Annotated in this window: 20 protein-coding genes; 12 read left to right on the plus strand and 8 right to left on the minus strand. The window is 55.1% G+C overall.

Annotated features, from left to right (window positions below; all coding sequences use genetic code 11):
• Positions 1-117: 117 nt before the first annotated feature.
• On the plus strand, positions 118-537 hold the full coding sequence (locus AC2LB6_RS23500; RefSeq protein ID WP_490095311.1) for an RcnB family protein: 420 nt from the start codon (positions 118-120) through the stop codon (positions 535-537).
• A 101-nt stretch (positions 538-638) separates the two neighbouring features.
• Positions 639-1,475 carry a Cof-type HAD-IIB family hydrolase gene (locus tag AC2LB6_RS23505; RefSeq protein ID WP_490095322.1) on the plus strand — a complete coding sequence of 279 codons (837 nt, stop codon included), beginning with the start codon at positions 639-641 and terminating at the stop codon, positions 1,473-1,475.
• Positions 1,476-1,536: 61 nt separating this feature from the next.
• Here the strand turns inward: AC2LB6_RS23505 and AC2LB6_RS23510 are convergent, their stop codons facing one another.
• Positions 1,537-2,685 (minus strand): iron-containing alcohol dehydrogenase, encoded by a 1,149-nt coding sequence (locus tag AC2LB6_RS23510; protein WP_490095312.1) that lies wholly within the window; start codon positions 2,683-2,685, stop codon positions 1,537-1,539.
• 292 nt (positions 2,686-2,977) lie between these two features.
• Between AC2LB6_RS23510 and gntT the strand changes: the two genes are divergently transcribed.
• A complete protein-coding gene (gene gntT / locus AC2LB6_RS23515; RefSeq protein WP_090963068.1) occupies positions 2,978-4,294 on the plus strand; it encodes a gluconate transporter in 1,317 nt (438 codons plus the stop codon).
• Between the two features lie 112 nt (positions 4,295-4,406).
• On the opposite strand, the gene AC2LB6_RS23520 is transcribed toward gntT, so the two are convergent.
• On the minus strand, positions 4,407-4,652 hold the full coding sequence (locus AC2LB6_RS23520; protein WP_490095313.1) for a hypothetical protein: 246 nt from the start codon (positions 4,650-4,652) through the stop codon (positions 4,407-4,409).
• A gap of 257 nt (positions 4,653-4,909) precedes the next feature.
• Here AC2LB6_RS23520 and AC2LB6_RS23525 point away from each other — a divergent pair, with 257 nt between their 5' ends.
• The 3 genes from AC2LB6_RS23525 (at position 4,910) to AC2LB6_RS23535 (ending at position 6,818) form a co-directional block, all read left to right on the plus strand.
• A complete protein-coding gene (locus tag AC2LB6_RS23525) occupies positions 4,910-4,993 on the plus strand; it encodes a small membrane protein YohP (protein ID WP_019105993.1) in 84 nt (27 codons plus the stop codon).
• Positions 4,994-5,948: 955 nt separating this feature from the next.
• Positions 5,949-6,158 carry a transcription antiterminator/RNA stability regulator CspE gene (gene cspE / locus AC2LB6_RS23530; RefSeq protein ID WP_006118399.1) on the plus strand — a complete coding sequence of 70 codons (210 nt, stop codon included), beginning with the start codon at positions 5,949-5,951 and terminating at the stop codon, positions 6,156-6,158.
• Between the two features lie 228 nt (positions 6,159-6,386).
• Positions 6,387-6,818, plus strand: coding sequence for a GNAT family N-acetyltransferase (locus AC2LB6_RS23535; RefSeq protein WP_490095314.1), 432 nt, complete (start codon positions 6,387-6,389; stop codon positions 6,816-6,818).
• Here the strand turns inward: AC2LB6_RS23535 and AC2LB6_RS23540 are convergent.
• Entirely contained in the window at positions 6,796-8,151 is a 1,356-nt protein-coding gene (locus AC2LB6_RS23540; protein ID WP_490095315.1) for an aminotransferase-like domain-containing protein, read from the minus strand. The two genes, AC2LB6_RS23535 and AC2LB6_RS23540, sit on opposite strands and share 23 nt — an antisense overlap.
• Positions 8,152-8,270: 119 nt before the next feature.
• Here AC2LB6_RS23540 and AC2LB6_RS23545 point away from each other — a divergent pair, with 119 nt between their 5' ends.
• From AC2LB6_RS23545 to tatE, 6 genes are all read left to right on the plus strand, one after another.
• Positions 8,271-9,239 carry an ABC transporter substrate-binding protein gene (locus AC2LB6_RS23545; RefSeq protein ID WP_490095316.1) on the plus strand — a complete coding sequence of 323 codons (969 nt, stop codon included), beginning with the start codon at positions 8,271-8,273 and terminating at the stop codon, positions 9,237-9,239.
• The gene (locus AC2LB6_RS23550; RefSeq protein ID WP_490095323.1) at positions 9,239-10,027 is read left to right on the plus strand and encodes a deaminated glutathione amidase; all 789 of its coding nucleotides are present in this window, start codon (positions 9,239-9,241) and stop codon (positions 10,025-10,027) included. The genes AC2LB6_RS23545 and AC2LB6_RS23550 overlap by 1 nt, the downstream gene beginning before the upstream one ends.
• Positions 10,028-10,049: 22 nt before the next feature.
• Positions 10,050-10,937, plus strand: a complete 888-nt coding sequence (locus AC2LB6_RS23555) for an ABC transporter substrate-binding protein (RefSeq protein WP_490095317.1) — start codon at positions 10,050-10,052, stop codon at positions 10,935-10,937.
• On the plus strand, positions 10,934-11,878 hold the full coding sequence (locus tag AC2LB6_RS23560; RefSeq protein ID WP_490095318.1) for an amino acid ABC transporter permease: 945 nt from the start codon (positions 10,934-10,936) through the stop codon (positions 11,876-11,878). Before AC2LB6_RS23555 ends, AC2LB6_RS23560 begins: the two co-directional genes overlap by 4 nt.
• Positions 11,875-12,645, plus strand: a complete 771-nt coding sequence (locus tag AC2LB6_RS23565; protein ID WP_490095319.1) for an amino acid ABC transporter ATP-binding protein — start codon at positions 11,875-11,877, stop codon at positions 12,643-12,645. Before AC2LB6_RS23560 ends, AC2LB6_RS23565 begins: the two co-directional genes overlap by 4 nt.
• A 96-nt stretch (positions 12,646-12,741) precedes the next feature.
• Entirely contained in the window at positions 12,742-12,945 is a 204-nt protein-coding gene (gene tatE, locus AC2LB6_RS23570) for a twin-arginine translocase subunit TatE (RefSeq protein WP_003854033.1), read from the plus strand.
• A 122-nt stretch (positions 12,946-13,067) separates the two neighbouring features.
• Here the strand turns inward: tatE and lipA are convergent, their stop codons facing one another.
• The 5 genes from lipA to AC2LB6_RS23595 form a co-directional block, all read right to left on the minus strand.
• Positions 13,068-14,033, minus strand: a complete 966-nt coding sequence (gene lipA, locus AC2LB6_RS23575; protein ID WP_010258979.1) for a lipoyl synthase — start codon at positions 14,031-14,033, stop codon at positions 13,068-13,070.
• A 169-nt stretch (positions 14,034-14,202) separates the two neighbouring features.
• Positions 14,203-14,862, minus strand: a complete 660-nt coding sequence (gene lipB / locus AC2LB6_RS23580) for a lipoyl(octanoyl) transferase LipB (protein WP_490095320.1) — start codon at positions 14,860-14,862, stop codon at positions 14,203-14,205.
• Between the two features lie 80 nt (positions 14,863-14,942).
• On the minus strand, positions 14,943-15,206 hold the full coding sequence (gene ybeD / locus AC2LB6_RS23585; protein ID WP_003854030.1) for a DUF493 family protein YbeD: 264 nt from the start codon (positions 15,204-15,206) through the stop codon (positions 14,943-14,945).
• A gap of 100 nt (positions 15,207-15,306) precedes the next feature.
• The gene (dacA, locus tag AC2LB6_RS23590; protein WP_490095324.1) at positions 15,307-16,518 is read right to left on the minus strand and encodes a D-alanyl-D-alanine carboxypeptidase DacA; all 1,212 of its coding nucleotides are present in this window, start codon (positions 16,516-16,518) and stop codon (positions 15,307-15,309) included.
• A 131-nt stretch (positions 16,519-16,649) separates the two neighbouring features.
• The coding region (locus AC2LB6_RS23595) for an SPOR domain-containing protein (protein WP_490095321.1) at positions 16,650-16,869 on the minus strand (220 nt) is incomplete at its 5' end.

Below are 16,869 nucleotides of genomic sequence, written 5' to 3' on the forward strand. Positions count from 1 at the left end.
GCGTAATAGTGTGTAAGTAACGGGATTTTAAGACTTTTACACATGTTTCCCGCCACGATTATTGCCATGATGCCGATCAACGGTGCCTGAACAGCCGTGACTTTCGGAGGCAGTATCATGAAAAAAACAACACTCACGCTTATCGCTTCACTTTTGACATGCAGCACGCTCTTTTCTGAGGCCTCACGGGCAGACGATCATGATGACGGTCAGCGTATGCCGGTGCCGCATCAGAATGATCATCATCGTCCTGACAATCACGGCCATGACCCGGATCGTGGCCGCGACAACAGCCGTGGCAGAGACGCCCGCAATGACCGCGACCATTTCGCCTGGCAGGGGCACGACTTCCGTCGCGGGCATCCTGTCCCGCAGGAGTACCGCGGCGACCATTACCGTGTAGCCGACTGGCATGAACGCGGTCTGCGTGAACCACCGCGCGGTTATCACTGGGCAAACATCGACGGCAACTATGTGCTGATTGCTGCTGCGACCGGTGTAATTACTGCCCTGGTGCTGAACAGTGCCCTGAACTGATCCCTCAGGGATGGCTGCGGCCATCCCTCTTTCTTTCCGTTTTGCTGCGCCAGCGGCTATCCTGAAACTCCACTCTGAAATTTCCTGTGTAAGGAGTCATGATGACGACGGTTAAGATGGTTGCGGTAGATATGGACGGCACGTTTCTGGACGATAACAAGCAGTACAATCGTTCCCGCTTTCTCGCCTGCTATCAGCAACTCACCGCCCGTGACATCAAGTTTGTGGTGGCCAGCGGCAATCAGTATTACCAGCTCAAATCCTTCTTCCCGGAGATCGCCAGCGATATCGCCTTTGTGGCGGAGAACGGCGCATGGATTATCGATCGTGATGAGGAACTGTTTTGCGGTGTCTTTGAACGCCACGATGTGGAAGCGGTCATCGACACTCTGCAAAACGGCAACTATCCGGGCCTGCGTTACCTGCTGTGTGGACGTGACAGCGCTTATTACTTCGAGGGTATGGAAGAGACCTGGCTGAAGAAGATGCGTCACTACTGTCACCGGCTGAAACCGATTCATCATCTGAATGACGTGCAGGATGACCGGCTGTTTAAGTTCGCGCTGAATCTCTCTGACGACTACATCGAGCCACTGATGGCGGATATTGAGCGACTGCATCAGGGCCGTGTAGCAGCGACATCCAGCGGTCACGGCTCGGTTGATTTGATCGTGCCGGGAAATCATAAAGCGCACGGTCTGGATCTGCTGGCACAACGCTGGGGGATTACGCACGACCAGGTGCTGGCTTTCGGCGATGGTGGCAACGATCTGGAGATGCTCAAACAGTCCGGCTTCAGTTTTGCCATGGGCAATGCGCCACAGCGGGTGAAGCAGGCGGCGCGCTATGAAGCCCCCTCTAACAACGATCAGGGCGTGCTGCAGGTGATTGAACAGATGCTGGCAGGCGAGGGGCCTTTCAGCGCCACGCAGGTTTAGCTGACTGGCTTTGTATGACCTGCCAGGGCTGGCAGGTCAGTGAAGGAGGCCCGCGCGTTGATCACGCCGTGATGTGCCAGGCCTGCGCGATCATCATCTGCATCTGTTCGCGGCTGTAATTCACCAGCGAATTTTTACTGTTGGCACGTGCCAGAATCCACTCTGCCTCTGCCTGGCTCAGCGAGGGACCTTGCTGCCAGAACGGGGTGATCGCCTGCTGTTGCAGCCACTGCTTCAGAAACTGTGCCGGTGAGTGGGTGGTTTCGCTGAAGAGTTGTGGGTGCAGTTCCGCCATCAGTTCACGCTGCAGCGGATGATCGCTGTCGGACAACAAATCCAGGAACGGAAACAGCAGACGCCCGCACACTTCACCATGATGGAAGGGTTTTACCGCCCCCAGTTCCCCCGCAATGCCATGGATCACCCCCAGACCCGCGCTGCTCAGACTGACACCCCCCAGCCATGACGCCATCATCATCGCCTCGCGTGCCTCATCACCCGCCGCATCCTCGCGATTCAGTGCAGGCCAGGCCTGAACAAACTGACGCAGGCCGGTCAACGCCAGCTGTCGGGTGAAGAGGTTGCCTTTGCTGGAGAGATAGGCTTCAAACAGGTGGGTAAAGGCATCAATACCGCAGGTCGCCAGCACGTGATCAGGTGCGCCTTTCAGCAGATCCGGGTCCAGAATCGCCACCTGCGGCACAAAGACCGGATGGCGCAGCGAGGCTTTGATCTGTATATCCTGCTGGTCTGTTACTACCGCATTTTGCGTCACTTCACTGCCGGTCCCGGCGGTGGTCGGGACGGCAATCAGCGGCAGCGTGATGGGCTGGACCGCGGTGTCACCCACTTTTTCCAGATAGCGGGCGGTGGGCAACGGGTGCTGAATCATCGCGCTAAACGCTTTCGCCGCATCCAGCACGCTCCCTCCGCCTATCGCCACCACCCGATCGACATGACCGCGCCAGCGTGCCACCCAGCCATCGATCTCGGCAGGTGAAGCTTCATGGCTGACAATTTCATAGCCGATGATGTGATCGTTGAGTCCGGCTTTCAGCCGGGCATAGGCCGGTCCCTGCAGAAAGGATTGCCCGCAAAACAGCAGTGTAGGCTGTGACCGGGCGGCCAGCATCGGCACCAGTTTATCCAGGCTGCCCCGGCCAAAGAGGGTTTGTTGATTACTGTACAGCTCACTCAGGTTCTCACTCACCAGCGCATCCTTTTTACATTTCGCTAAAATCTGAGTGTAACGAAAAGCGCGGCGTCGACACTGGCAAACTTTCTGATAACGCATCGGCAAAAAGTTGATCACCTTCGCAAAACAGAAATTCACCGTGGGCGGGGTGGTGCTTTCCTGCGGATGTTACCCTTAACATGTTATCGGTAACAGCGTTTGTCGGGATGTGTAAACATCTTACAGATGCACTGTTTTGTCGCCCTCCGGGGATCATGATAATAAATCGACACTGAATTCCGTTCGGTGCACAAGGTGGAGAAAAGCTATGCCATTACTCTATGTGGCGATTGGCGTCGCGCTACTGCTGCTGCTGATGATTCGCTTTAAGCTCAATGGTTTTATTGCGCTGATCCTGGTGGCGCTGGCGGTCGGCGTGATGCAGGGCATGCCGGTGAATAAAGTCATTACCTCAATCAAAGCGGGCGTAGGTGGCACGCTGGGCAGCCTGGCGCTGATCATGGGCTTTGGGGCCATGCTTGGTAAGTTGCTGGCCGACTGCGGCGGCGCGCAGCGTATTGCCACCACCCTGATTGAAAAATTTGGTACAAAGCACATTCAGTGGGCGCTGGTGCTGACCGGTTTTATCGTCGGATTTGCGTTGTTCTACGAAGTTGGCTTTGTGCTGATGCTGCCGCTGGTATTCAGCGTGGCGGCGTCAGCGCGTGTGCCGCTGCTCTATGTCGGGGTGCCGATGGCGGCTGCTCTGTCCGTGACGCACGGTTTTCTTCCGCCGCATCCTGGCCCAACCGCTATCGCCACGCTGTTTAACGCTGACATGGGTAAAACGCTGCTGTTTGGTACGCTGTTGGGTATCCCAACGGTGATTCTGGCAGGTCCGGTATACGCCCGTTTCCTGAAAAATATCGACAAACCGATCCCGCAGGGGCTCTATAACCCGAAAACCTTTACCGAAGCGGAAATGCCGGGTTTTGGCGTCAGCGTCTGGACGGCACTGGTGCCGGTGGTGCTGATGGCGCTGCGTGCCGTGGCAGAGATGTTGCTGCCTAAAGGCCACGTGCTGCTGCCGTATGCAGAGTTCTTTGGCGACCCGGTGATGGCGACCCTGATTGCCGTGCTGATTGCGATCTTCACCTTTGGGCTGAATCGCGGTCGCACGATGGAGCAGGTGATGGATACCCTGACCGACTCGATCAAAATCATCGCTATGATGCTGTTGATCATCGGCGGTGGCGGGGCCTTTAAACAGGTGCTGGTGGACAGCGGCGTGGATAAATATATCGCCAGCATGATGCACTCGACTCAGCTGTCACCCATCTTTATGGCCTGGTCGATTGCCGCAGTGCTGCGTATTGCACTTGGCTCTGCCACGGTAGCGGCGATTACCGCCGGGGGCATCGTGGCACCGCTGATTGTCACCAGTGGTGCCAGCCCGGAACTGATGGTGATTGCCGTGGGGTCTGGCAGCGTGATCTTCTCGCACGTTAACGACCCTGGCTTCTGGTTGTTCAAAGAGTATTTCAACCTGACTATTGGCGAAACCATCCGCTCCTGGTCGGCGCTGGAGACCATTATTTCGGTCTGCGGTCTGGTGGGTTGCCTGCTGCTCTCCTGGGTGATCTGACCTTTGGCCGCTTGCAACCCTGCCAGCGGCGCTCTGCTTTTGCCTCAGGTGTAGCTTTCAACATAAAAAGGGCCGCAAAGTGCGGCCCAACCTGTTAAATCAATCTGACGCCTTAATGAGGCGGCTCAAAACCCGCTTTTACCATTTGTTCCCGCAGCGCGTGTGCAATGTCACGGTTGCCTCCGGTAACGGGGTAGATAACGTTATTCACCACATCATCAAGGTAGTGCTCGTCAAACTCCTGCTGAGAGAGCTGCGTGCCGCCTTCATCGTTGATGGCGAAAGTCCCTTTGATGTGGTTACCGCTGTTTTTTGCCTTGAGGCTGTAGCGGCCCATGCTGGTATTAATCGTGCTCATAAGATCTCCTCGCGACTCATTTTTAATATCATCACTATTGAGGCCTGCCTTGCCGCCTAAATTTTAGCCAGGAGTGGTGAGTAAAACGAAGAAAGAGGGCCGCTAATAATGGGTGTTGCGATCGCTATCTCAGAATATAAATAAAGGGCGGCATCGGTGAACTTTTGGCCTGTTGAAGCCTAAGTGAAGCGGCATGCCAAAGATTCCTGTCTATACTGCTTACAGGAAGCGTGTCTAATCAGTGAGGGGAAAAGGAAATGAAAATTATTCTGTGGATTATCGCGATTATCTTTATCGTCGGCCTGCTGACTCTGACAGGGGTGTTCAAACTTATTTTCTGATTTCTGTTAAAGCTTCAGCGACAGCGGGCACCTAATCAGGTGCCCGAATTGTTTTCTGGCTGGCCAGAAGACAGTGTGTAATCGGATCCATCGACGTCCTGGGCAGCAGATCCTGCGAATTCAGGCGCTTTTTACAGTTTGCGCAGCGGGCACCATGAACGTTGCGCTGGCCCTCCCGGTAGTCAGTAAAAAAGAACCGGGCGCTTCCACACTGACTGCAGCGTATCTTCATCACCATCCTCTCTCACCCTCCTTTTATCCTGCATTAACAGATGCCAGTCCCTGACCGCTTAAGCGGACGTTATCTATTGCCAGGGAATACTATTCCGGACGGCGATCAGAAAAGTAGTTTCTTATGACGTTGATTGTTTGTTGCCAAATGCGAAAACCGCCCCTAAAAAGCACTTCATTGATCCTGATCAGGGTTTCTCTCTCACTGGCTAAAATATCCGCGAATAGCCTGCTCTGACTGGGGTTGATGGCACAGCAGGCTTCTTTTTGTCTGAGAGGGAGCGGGATCTGCACGGAGAAATTTAAGATTTTCTGTTCAATAAGCGACCAGTTGGGTGAGGGCAGCCACGAGCAGCAGAAAAACCGGCTGTTAGCGATAAAATCTGCAGCCCGCAGCACGGCAAAAAAAAGGCGTTTCAGGGCTGGAATTGTCAGTAAGAACAGGAATACATCTTAGTAAGCTTTTTCTTTTTAACGTCAATGACGTAACTATTTAAAATTGAAAAGGTTCGCCTTTCCAGCGGGTTAGCAACAGGAGTACCCTTTGCGCGTGATACCTGTTGAGGGGGGTTAAGCAAGCCGAAAAGCAGGAAAGTGTGATGGATGTACGGAAAGTCGATATTTATCACTTTTTCATCAAATCATGCTGGACAAATCCCTCAGCAATTGCTGTACTAGACCCCGACACAGTTTAGTGTCCATTTTTCATGTAAAGGTAATATAGATGTCTAAGATCAAAGGTAACGTTAAGTGGTTTAATGAATCTAAAGGATTCGGTTTCATTACTCCTGAAGATGGCAGCAAAGATGTATTCGTACATTTCTCTGCAATCCAGAGCAACGGCTTCAAAACTCTGGCTGAAGGTCAGCGCGTAGAGTTTGAAATCACCGACGGCGCTAAAGGCCCATCTGCTGCTAACGTTATCAGTCTGTAAGTTAACAGTCAGAATTCTAAAAACCCGCCTTATGGCGGGTTTTTTTATGGCTTTAATCTGCGCTTCATCCCTTTCATCGTAACCTCTGTAATCGTCCCTGTTGCCGCACAAACTGCGCGGCGGTTCACAATAAATCTCCGTAACATATTTATAACAACCCAATATGCAGCTTTTTAGCTTGCGACGCTATATAACTGTGCGACAGAACCCGGTGAGTGAGGAGAGAGGATGAACATACGTCAGGCAGCGTTGAAAGACAGTTTTGCGTTGAGTGCCTTACTGAGCGAGTTAGGCTACGGCGGCACCGAAAGCTTTATTGAACAGCGTCTGGCGCAGTTGTGCAGCGATCCCAGTGAAGCGCTGCTGGTGGCTGAACATGGCAGTCAGGTGCTGGGTTTCCTTTCCCTGCATTTTATTCCTCAGCTGGCCCTGGCCGGTGATTTCGCTCGCATCAGCTATTTCTGCATTGCAGAAGGAGAGCGCAGCAAAGGCGTCGGCCAGCAGTTGCTTCAGCATGCCGAAGCGCTGGCGGCGCGTCGTGGCTGCGATCGCATGGAAGTCCATTGCCACCAGTCACGTCTCAAGGCAAATCAGTTCTACACCCGCGAAGGCTATGTTGAATCACCCTGTTATCTCATCAAAGATCTGCAAGCGAGTTGAATTCCCGTCCTGCGGCGATGACCAGCGCCCCGGCAATCATCTCCCGCTGTTCATCCCTGAGGCTGGCGATGCTGACGCGGATAAACTGCGTGGGGCCAAGCCGGCAGCGCTCGCCTGGCACGACCGCAATACCGCGGGCCGCCAGCGTAATCATGGCGAACTGCTCCGATGCCACCGGGATATAGAGGCTTAACCCGTCGCGAAGCGGCAGAGAGAGGCCGCATTGTGCCAGCGACGCCAGCATCGCTTCGCGTCGTTGCCGGTAGAGGGCGCGCGCGGTGGCAATCTGCCGTTGCGTCTCCTCATCCTCAAGCAACCACGCGACTGCGTCCTGCAGAATGCGGCTGGTCCAGCTGACACCAAAATTTCGCCATGACTGAATGCGTCTGACCATCTCCGAAGTCGCAGAGAGCACCGCCAGCCGCAGATCCGGTCCGTAGGCTTTGGAAAACGAACGGATGTGCAGTGTTCGCTCAGGAAAATACACGCCCAGGCTCCAGCTCGCCTCCGCGGAGAGATCGCCAATCCCATCATCCTCAACGATCAGTGTGCTGCTCTGTTGGAGAACCTGTGCCAGCGCCTGACGTCGCGCCGCGCTGATGCTGTTCCCGGTAGCGGAGTGGGTGCGGGGCTGATAGATCAGCATCACCGGTGCCTGCTCCAGCAGGAGAGACAGGACCTCAGGGCGCGGCCCCTGATCATCACATGCCAGCGGCAGAATCTCTGCGCCGACATTATCCAGTATATCGAGCAGCCGGGTCGCGGTCGGATCCTCAATAATTACCCGATCACCTGGTGAAACCAGGGTTTGCACCAGCAGGTTCATCGCATCAAAGCCGCCATCCGTTGCAAGAAACGCTTCTGCCGCGTAAGGCCAGCGCGGCTTAATCGCCTGAAGCAGTGGCGCTGAAATCGCTTCACGGGCGTAGCTGTTGAGCTGTGGTGAGCGCAGGGCCGCCTGCAGCGCGTGCTGCAGGTCAGGCAGCAGGGCGGGGTCGGGCGAGGCCAGAGTCAGGTCAGCCCGGATGTTTTCGCCGTAGTTGCCAATCTTCTCAAAGCGAATCGGACGCGGCATTACTGTGTTGCCACTTACCCAGACACCGCTGCGACCCTTGCCCGCCAGTACTTTCTGCTTTCTGAGTTGCGCCCAGGCAGCAGAAACGGTTGCCGGACTGACACCCAGCCGTTCCGCGATATCCCGCACTGCAGGCATCTGCATACCTGTTGCGATCTGTCCGTCACGAATCAGCGCGGAGGCAGCCTGTGCGATGCCTTTCACCGAAGGCGATTTTATCTGGCTGCAAAACCAGTTGAGGTCGACGCTCTCTGTCATAAGAAAATACTTTGTTCAGTAACAAAATAGTGATTGTTCAGATGAGTATTGCGGATCTAGTATCAAATTCAAGCACTATTTTGAGACCGTCCCGACGGCGCAGCGTAAACGGAGAGATCATGACAAGGCTACTCATCAGACTGGCGGTACGCGACTGGGACTACTTCACCCCGCTGGTGCTGGGCGATATCAGACCGGAAGGCTTTGAGTTACAGATCGACCGCGTTGGCACGCTGGTGAATGACCTGGCGACCAGCCCCGATTACGATGCCGGTGAAGTCTCATTCAGCCGTTACGCCCAGAGCCGGGCCAGAGGCGACAAGTCGCTGCTCGGACTGCCGCACTTCCTGATGCGCGGCTTCCGCCAGCGCTGCATCATCACCACCGCCAGCAGCCCCATCACCACACCAGCAGAGCTGAAAGGCAAAAGGATTGGCGTGACCGGCTGGCAGGATTCGGGCAATACCTGGACACGCACGGTGCTGCGTGAAGCGGGCGTCGAAATTGATGATGTTTTCTGGTATGCCGGCCGTCTTACTGCCGATCATCCGATAGTCGATCGGCTGGCGGGATTTGGCCGGCCTGGACGCATTGAACCGGCTCCCGGCGAGCGACCGCTGATTGAGATGCTGCAGGCGGGTGAACTGGATGCCATCTTCACGCCGTTTATGCCGGAGGGCTTTTTCCTGCCTGATTCGGGTTTGCGGCAGCTGCAGACCGATTTTTATCAGGCGGAGCGGGACTACTTCAACCGTGTCGGCTATGTGCCGGGCATTCATATTCTGGCGCTTAAACCGGCGCTGGCGGCTGAGCATCCCTGGCTGCCTGCGGCGTTAAGTGAGGTCATCGATCGCTCTTACCAGCTGTGGATGCAGAAGAGAAAGAAATATGCCGACACGACGCCGTGGCTGCTGGACGATTTGCGACGCACTGCGCAGGAATTACCAGCGGACTGGAATCAGAATGGCTTTAACGTTAACAGGAAGATGATTGCGGACTTTGGTCGCGAGCTCTATGAGCAAGGGTTGACTCACCAATTACTGACGCCGGAAGCGATGTTTCCGGCCGCTGCGGGAGAAGTGAAATGATGAAAGTGGCACTGGGACAATTTGCGGTGAGCCGCGAATGGCAGGATAACGCCAGTATCTGTCTGGACTTAATGCAGCGTGCGTCAGAAGGGGGCGCCGATCTGCTGGTCCTGCCGGAAGGCGTGCTGGCGCGTGATATTGCTGACCCTGATTTAGTGCTGAAGGCGGCGCAGCCGCTGGATGGCCCTTTCCTGAGCCAGCTGCTGGCGGCCAGCAAGCACACGGCGCTGACCACCATGATGAGCGTTCATGTTCCCACCGATCAGCAAAAAGCGCTCAACGTACTGGTCGCTATCCGCAACGGTGAAATCATCGCCGCCTATGAAAAGCTGCATCTGTACGATGCCTTTGCAATGCAGGAGTCGCAGCGGGTTAATCCGGGTCACGTCATTCCGCCGCTGATTGAGGTCGCGGGTATGAAAGTCGGATTAATGACCTGCTATGACGTGCGCTTCCCGGAGCTGGCGCGTCGGCTGGTGCTGGATGGTGCAGACGTGCTGGTGCTGCCTGCCGCCTGGGTTAAAGGGCCGCTGAAAGAGATGCATTGGGAACTGCTGACCCGCGCCCGTGCACTTGAGAACACCTGCTATATGGTGGCGGTGGGCGAGTGTGGCCCACGCAATATCGGCAACAGTCTGGTGGTCGATCCGCTGGGCGTCGCGGTGGCGAATGCGGCGGAGTCGCCAGCACTGCTGTTTGCCGATCTCGATCCTGAGCGCGTCGCCTATGCCCGCCGGGTATTGCCGGTACTGGAGAACCGACGCTTCGCCCGTCCCGAACTCAACTGATCTGCTGAACCAGGAATCCATTATGATGAAGAGAGCAACCGCCTTAATCGTGGCGATGGGGTTGACTGCATCCCTGGCGCAGGCTGCCGACGCTATTCCGGTGCAAAAAGTTGATCAGGCCCTGCATGATAGGCTGCCGGATGAGATCAAAAAAGCGGGCAAAATGATCTCAGTGAACAACGGTTCTTTCCCGCCCTATGAAATCGTTAATGGTCCGCACTCGATGGAGGGGGCTTCTGCCGAGTTAACCACCGCGCTGGCGCAACTGCTGGGTGTGAAGATCGAACATGCGACGGTGAGTGGTCTGTCGGGCGTACTCACCGGCATTAATGCTGGCCGTTATCAGTTGGCGATTGGCCCGATTGGGGATTACCCGGACCGCCAGCAGAAAGTGGACTTCATCGATTTTGTGCAGGAGTTCGTGGTGTTCGGCGTGCAGAAAGGCAATCCGGCGAAAATCAACCAGTTGGGCGACACCTGCGGCAAGCGTATTGCCGTTATGGCCGCTGGCTCTGCAGAACAGGTCATCCGTAAGCAGTCAGCGCAGTGTGTGGCCGACGGAAAACCGGCCGTGACGGTGCAGGCCTTTACCGATCAGCCGTCGTCCATTCTGGCTGTACGTTCTAAACGTTCCGATGCCTTCTTCTCCTCTCAGGCTCCGCTGACTTACTTTGTTAATCAGGCGAAGGGGCAACTTGAGCTGGCGGGCAAAGGGCAGAAAAACGGTTTTGGCGATATCTTCCAGGGCACGGTGGTGCCAAAGGATTCGCCGCTGGGTCAGGTGGTGCTGGATGCCTACAAAGAGCTGTATCAGAACGGCACTTATGCGGCGATCATGAAAAAGTGGCAGCTTGAAGGCAACATGACCAAAGCACCCGGACTGAATCTGGCGAAAGAGGCCAGCAAATGAGCCCGCCTCGCCATCTGCACCGCGATGAGAGTAGCGAGGCGCAGCTGCGCGACGTGGCATTCGCCCGCAGCGCGCCCACTTACGGACGATGGATCAGTTGGATTGTGGTGCTGGTAATCGGCTCGAATCTGTTGTGGCTGGTGGCAACTAATCCGAACTTTGAATGGCAGGTGGTACTAAAGTGGTTTACCGAAGAGTCCGTGCTGAAAGGGTTGCAGGTTACTCTGGGGCTGACGGTCGTGTCGATGATACTGGGCACGCTGCTGGGCCTGCTGCTGGGCGTGTGGCGGCTCTCTGAGAACCGGCTGCTACGCGGCGTTGCCGGGCTCTATATCTGGTTTTTCCGGGGCACGCCGCTACTGGTGCAACTGATCTTCTGGTACAACCTCTCCACGCTGTTTCCCATGCTGTCGCTGACGCTGCCGTGGACCGACGTCACGCTGGCCAGCTGGAACACCAACGATCTGATTACACCGCTAACGGCGGCTATTGCCGGGCTGGCGCTGAATGAAGCGGCTTATATGGCGGAAATTATTCGTGCCGGTCTGCTGTCGGTGGATAATGGTCAGGTGGAGACCACCCAGGCCTTTGGCATGAGCCGGTCGAGGGCGCTGCGACGTATCATTATTCCTCAGGCGATGCGGTCTATTATTCCGCCCACGGGCAACCAGTTGATCAGCATGATCAAGGCGACGTCACTGGTCAGCGTGATCGCGATGGGTGATCTGCTTTACTCGGTGCAGGCGATCTACAATCGCACCTTCGAGATCATCCCGATGCTGATGGTGGCAGTGATCTGGTATCTGCTGATCACCTCCATTCTCAATCTGGGCCAGTCCGCTATCGAGCGCTATTACGCGCGTGGCACTCGCCGCGTAGCCAGTGTCCCCAGACGCGCCGCCGTAGCAGGTAACACGCAACCCCAGCAGGAGGAGCGATGAGTCAGAGTGAACCCCTGGTCTGCGCCCGTAACGTGCAGAAGAATTATGGCGATAATCAGGTTCTGAAAGGGATCGATCTTGATGTTTTTCCCGGAGAAGTCGTTGTGATTCTCGGACCATCCGGTTCCGGTAAATCCACGTTTCTGCGGTGCATCAATCACCTTGAAGAGATGAATGCCGGATCGATTCGGGTCGGCGATGAGCAGATTGGCTATGTGCTGAAAGGGCATGTGCTGCACCGGCTCTCGCCACGCCAGATTGCCCGTCAGCGGCAGAAAATCGGTATGGTGTTTCAGCAGTTCAATCTCTATCCGCATATGACGGTGCTGCAGAACATCATTGAAGCGCCCATCGGTGTGCATAAATTTCCACGTCAGGAAGCGATGGCCCATGCCCGAGCGCTGCTGGCGACGGTGGGATTAAGTGATAAAGCGGACGCCTGGCCGCGTCACCTGTCGGGCGGACAGCAGCAGCGTGTGGCGATTGCGCGGGCGCTGGCGATCAAACCGCAGCTGATGCTGTTTGATGAGCCGACCTCTGCGCTTGATCCTGAGTTGGTGGGAGAAGTACTGGCGACCATGCGTACCCTGGCCGATCAGGGATTAACGATGATCGTGGTGACCCATGAAATCAGTTTTGCGCGGGAAGCCGCCGATCGCGTCGTCTTTATGGATGGGGGTGTGGTGGTGGAGCAGGGCACGCCGGATGAGGTGATCGCGAATCCACAGCATCCACGGACCCAGGCGTTTCTAAGCCGCTTCATCTGAGTTCTTACTTACTCTGTTACAGATTCCACTTGTAGCCACAGGCAAACTGCGCGTAAATAACAGTTACCGTGATTCGATAAAGTTGAAAGGTTAAATATGGAAGGTATCAGTATTGCCAAGCTGCTGATTATCGGTGCGCTTATCGTACTGCTTTTTGGTACCAACAAGTTGCGCTCACTGGGCGGCGATCTGGGCTCCGCGATTAAGGGCTTCAAAAAAGCCATGAAAGACGAAGATACCAGTGCAACCCGAACAACGGCTGAAGACGTGCCAGCAGAACGCGTCGTTCATAAAGATTAATCGGTTATTTGCTGCAAATAACTGTTACTTTTTATTTCAGGCCATTTCAGGCACGTTTAAAAAAACCAGGCTGTCTCCAGTCTGGTTTTTTGTTTTTCAGGCTTCTCATAGCAGAGGCGTGCTTATTTCACTTCTTCGCCTTTAGCCTGCATATCCGCATGATAGGAAGAGCGGACAAACGGACCGCACGCGGCATGGGTGAAGCCCATCGCCATCGCTTCTTCTTTCATCTCATCGAACTCAGCCGGGCTAACGTAGCGCTGAACCGGCAGGTGATGACGACTCGGCTGCAGATACTGGCCCAGTGTCAGCATGGTGACGCCGTGGCGACGCAGATCGCGCATCACTTCCACGATTTCGGCGTTGGTTTCACCCAGGCCAACCATCAGACCCGATTTGGTCGGGATATGCGGATGCGCTTCTTTGAAACGCTCCAGCAGCTTCAGTGACCACTCGTAGTTAGCGCCCGGACGCACCTGACGGTAGACACGCGGGACGTTTTCCAGGTTGTGGTTAAACACATCCGGTGGCGTCGCGGTGAGAATCTCCAGCGCGCGATCCATGCGGCCACGGAAGTCCGGCACCAGCGTTTCAATTTTGATTGTGGGATTTTTTTCGCGAATCGCGCTGATGCAGTCAGCAAAGTGCTGAGCGCCACCATCACGTAAATCATCGCGGTCAACCGAGGTGATCACCACGTAGCGCAGGCCCATATCGGCAATCGTCTGCGCCAGTTTTGCGGGTTCGTTAGCATCAGGCGCATTAGGACGGCCATGAGCCACATCGCAGAACGGACAACGACGGGTACAGATTGCACCAAGGATCATAAAGGTGGCAGTGCCGTGGTTAAAGCATTCGGCGAGGTTAGGGCAGGACGCCTCTTCACACACCGAGTGCAGCCCGTTTTTACGCATCGCAGCTTTAATGCCCTGAATACGACTGGAGTCAGCTGGCAGCTTGATTTTCATCCATTCCGGCTTACGCAACATCTCCTGCCGTTCAACAGCCACGGTTTTCACCGGGATTAGCGCCATTTTGTCTGCGTCACGATATTTGACGCCGCGTTCCATCTGAATTGGTTTACTCATAAATCAGCAGGTTCCGGTCGGATTGCGATTTGAAAGCGTTCCCAATCAAACCGGGAAGGGGGCTTTCAACTTTATTTGAAAAAAGTGCAAAAATTATATCATCACATCGCCTGCGAAGCAGCCACAGTCAGCACGGATACGTTACATATTTGTAAATTCGCATTCTGCGTTAAGGCTTAACAGGGAGATCGCCTGATATCCATTCAACATTTTCATAACCTGACAGCCGCGCAAAGGCGCTGACCAGCGGAGAACGTACCTGCTCCGTTGTCACCTCTGGCTCAAAATTTTTCAACTGGGTCATGCTCATCCCGGCGTAACCACAGGGATTGATGCGCAGGAAAGGCGACAGATCCATGGCCACATTCAGTGCCAGGCCGTGAAACGAACAGCCTTTGCGGATGCGTAATCCCAGTGAACAGATCTTCTCCTCCCCGACATAGACGCCAGGGGCATCCGCGCGGGCGCGGGCGCTGACGCTGAACTCTGCCAGAGTCGCAATCACCGTCTCTTCCAGAATGGTCACCAGCTGACGCACGCCGAGCTTACGGCGTTTAACATCGATCAGGACGTACATCACCTGCTGTCCCGGCCCGTGATAGGTAACCTGGCCGCCACGATCGCTCTGCACCACCGGAATATCGCCTGGCATCAGCAGATGCTCCGCTTTTCCCGCCTGACCCTGAGTAAAGACCGGAGGATGTTCGACCAGCCAGATTTCGTCACGACTCTGGTCATCGCGCTGGTCGGTGTAGTGATGCATGGCGTCGGAGACAGATTGCCAGTCGCACAGACCGGACTGACGGACAAAGAGGGTTTCAACTGACAAAACGAGTGCCCGCTAAAGGAAATAACGTTAAGAATAACGTCGGCAAACCGTCAGGCAGAGGCGCCTTGCCGACCCGTAAATTACAGGACCATCCGCACGATTTCGATGTTGCCCAACTCTTCGTACAGGCGTTCAACCTGCTCGATGTGGGTGGCGGTGATAGTGATGTTTACGGAGTGATAGTTGCCTTTGCTGCTCGGCTTAACTTCAGGGCTGTAATCGCCGGGCGCATGACGTTGCACCACTTCAACCACTTGATCAACCAGCTCCGGTTGCGCCAGACCCATTACTTTGTAGGTAAACGGGGTAGGAAATTCGAGCAGCTCATTCAGTTTGGTTTTCATATTAACTCCGGTGCATAAAAAACAGGCTCCCGCCTGAGCGGGAGCATCATAATATCTTGTAATGGGGGCGAAGGGGTGATTTTTCAATCACCCGTTGCGCTTAACCGAACCAGTGATGGAACATCAGTTTGATGTAATCAACGATACGCCCAAAGAAACCACCCTCAGAGACTTCGTTCAGCACTACCAGCGGACGCTGTTCGATAGTCTTGCCATCCAGCTGGAAGTTGATGCTGCCCACCACCTGGTTTTTCTTCAGTGGAGCATGCAGTTCCGCGTTGGTCAGCACATAGCTGGCTTTCAGATCTTTCATGCGGCCACGTGGAATGGTCAGGTAAGCATCTTTTTCCACGCCCAGCTGCACACGGTCATTATCACCGAACCAGACTGGCTCAGAAGCGAACTCTTTGCCTGCTTTCAGTGGCGCAACAGTTTCAAAGAAACGGAAGCCCCAGGTGAGCAGTTTCTTGCTCTCAGTTTCACGGCCTTTATAAGTATGGCCGCCCATCACAGCGGAGATCAGGCGCATCTGACCTTCGGTCGCTGACGCCACCAGGTTGTAACCGGCTGAGTTAGTATGACCGGTTTTGATCCCATCCACGTTCAGGTTGGTATCCCACAGCAGACCATTACGGTTCATCTGACGGATATTGTTGAAGGTGAACTCTTTCTCTTTATAGACAGCATACTCTTCCGGCACGTCGCGGATCAGCGCCTGGCCAATCAGCGCCATGTCGCGCGCAGAGCTGTACTGCCCTTCAGCGTCCAGGCCATGCACGGTCCCGAAGTGAGTATTCTGCAGGCCAATCGCTTTGACGTAGTTGTTCATCAGGTTAACGAATGCATCCTGGCTGCCGGCGACATAGTCGGCCATCGCCACGCAGGCATCGTTACCGGACTGTAGCACAATCCCACGGGTCAACTGAGAAACCGGTACGCGGTCGCCTGGCTTCAGGAACATCAGCGAGGAGCCTTTGAACACCGGGTTACCGGTCGCCCATGCATCCGGTCCAACGGTGACCAAATCGTCCTGATGAATTTTGCCCGCTTTAACGGCCTGACCAATGACATAGCTGGTCATCATCTTGGTCAGACTGGCAGGATCGCGGCGTGCATCGGCGTTTTTCTCTGCCAGCACTTTGCCTGAGTTGTAGTCGATAAGGACATACGCTTCGGCATCAATGTCCGGCACGCCCGGAATCATGGTCTTGAGATTGACGTCATCAGCAATAGCAGCATGGCTGAGAGAGAAAGCGATCAGTGATCCCACTGTCAGGCGTTTCAGCAAACGAGATGATTTCAGCGTGTTCATGTGTAGGACTACAACATCCGTGAGTTTGAGGTTAAAAATGTCACTCATCATACCCAATGCCAGATTATCTGGCACCGGGCATGATGATTGGGTTGTTAGCAGACGTAACGTGCAGTGGTCTGATAAGCGATTTAGCGACGCGTGTTCGTAATAAATGAAGCCGTCTGGCCTTCACTGCTCAGGCGCTGTTGCAGCACAGCCGCTTCGGCGCGGGAGGCGTAACCGCCGAGCTGAATACGATAAACATTGTTGCCCGCGTCTTCGACCTTACCAGGCACGCCATAATGCTGGCTCAGGCTTTTCATCATCTGCTGAGCACGCGCCGGATCATTCAGCGCACCGACCTGCACC

This window comes from Pantoea sp. RCC30.1 (assembly GCF_058148845.1).

Bases quoted from the DNA above. Each gene is read 5' to 3' on its own strand.
- AC2LB6_RS23500 (WP_490095311.1), top strand. From the start codon at position 118: ATGAAAAAAACAACACTCACGCTTATCGCTTCACTTTTGACATGCAGC.
- AC2LB6_RS23505 (WP_490095322.1), top strand. From the start codon at position 639: ATGACGACGGTTAAGATGGTTGCGGTAGATATGGACGGCACGTTTCTG.
- gntT (WP_090963068.1), top strand. From the start codon at position 2,978: ATGCCATTACTCTATGTGGCGATTGGCGTCGCGCTACTGCTGCTGCTG.
- AC2LB6_RS23520 (WP_490095313.1), bottom strand. From the start codon at position 4,652: ATGAGCACGATTAATACCAGCATGGGCCGCTACAGCCTCAAGGCAAAA.
- AC2LB6_RS23525 (WP_019105993.1), top strand. From the start codon at position 4,910: ATGAAAATTATTCTGTGGATTATCGCGATTATCTTTATCGTCGGCCTG.
- cspE (WP_006118399.1), top strand. From the start codon at position 5,949: ATGTCTAAGATCAAAGGTAACGTTAAGTGGTTTAATGAATCTAAAGGA.
- AC2LB6_RS23535 (WP_490095314.1), top strand. From the start codon at position 6,387: ATGAACATACGTCAGGCAGCGTTGAAAGACAGTTTTGCGTTGAGTGCC.
- AC2LB6_RS23540 (WP_490095315.1), bottom strand. From the start codon at position 8,151: ATGACAGAGAGCGTCGACCTCAACTGGTTTTGCAGCCAGATAAAATCG.
- AC2LB6_RS23545 (WP_490095316.1), top strand. From the start codon at position 8,271: ATGACAAGGCTACTCATCAGACTGGCGGTACGCGACTGGGACTACTTC.
- AC2LB6_RS23550 (WP_490095323.1), top strand. From the start codon at position 9,239: ATGAAAGTGGCACTGGGACAATTTGCGGTGAGCCGCGAATGGCAGGAT.
- AC2LB6_RS23555 (WP_490095317.1), top strand. From the start codon at position 10,050: ATGATGAAGAGAGCAACCGCCTTAATCGTGGCGATGGGGTTGACTGCA.
- AC2LB6_RS23560 (WP_490095318.1), top strand. From the start codon at position 10,934: ATGAGCCCGCCTCGCCATCTGCACCGCGATGAGAGTAGCGAGGCGCAG.
- AC2LB6_RS23565 (WP_490095319.1), top strand. From the start codon at position 11,875: ATGAGTCAGAGTGAACCCCTGGTCTGCGCCCGTAACGTGCAGAAGAAT.
- tatE (WP_003854033.1), top strand. From the start codon at position 12,742: ATGGAAGGTATCAGTATTGCCAAGCTGCTGATTATCGGTGCGCTTATC.
- lipA (WP_010258979.1), bottom strand. From the start codon at position 14,033: ATGAGTAAACCAATTCAGATGGAACGCGGCGTCAAATATCGTGACGCA.
- ybeD (WP_003854030.1), bottom strand. From the start codon at position 15,206: ATGAAAACCAAACTGAATGAGCTGCTCGAATTTCCTACCCCGTTTACC.
- dacA (WP_490095324.1), bottom strand. From the start codon at position 16,518: ATGAACACGCTGAAATCATCTCGTTTGCTGAAACGCCTGACAGTGGGA.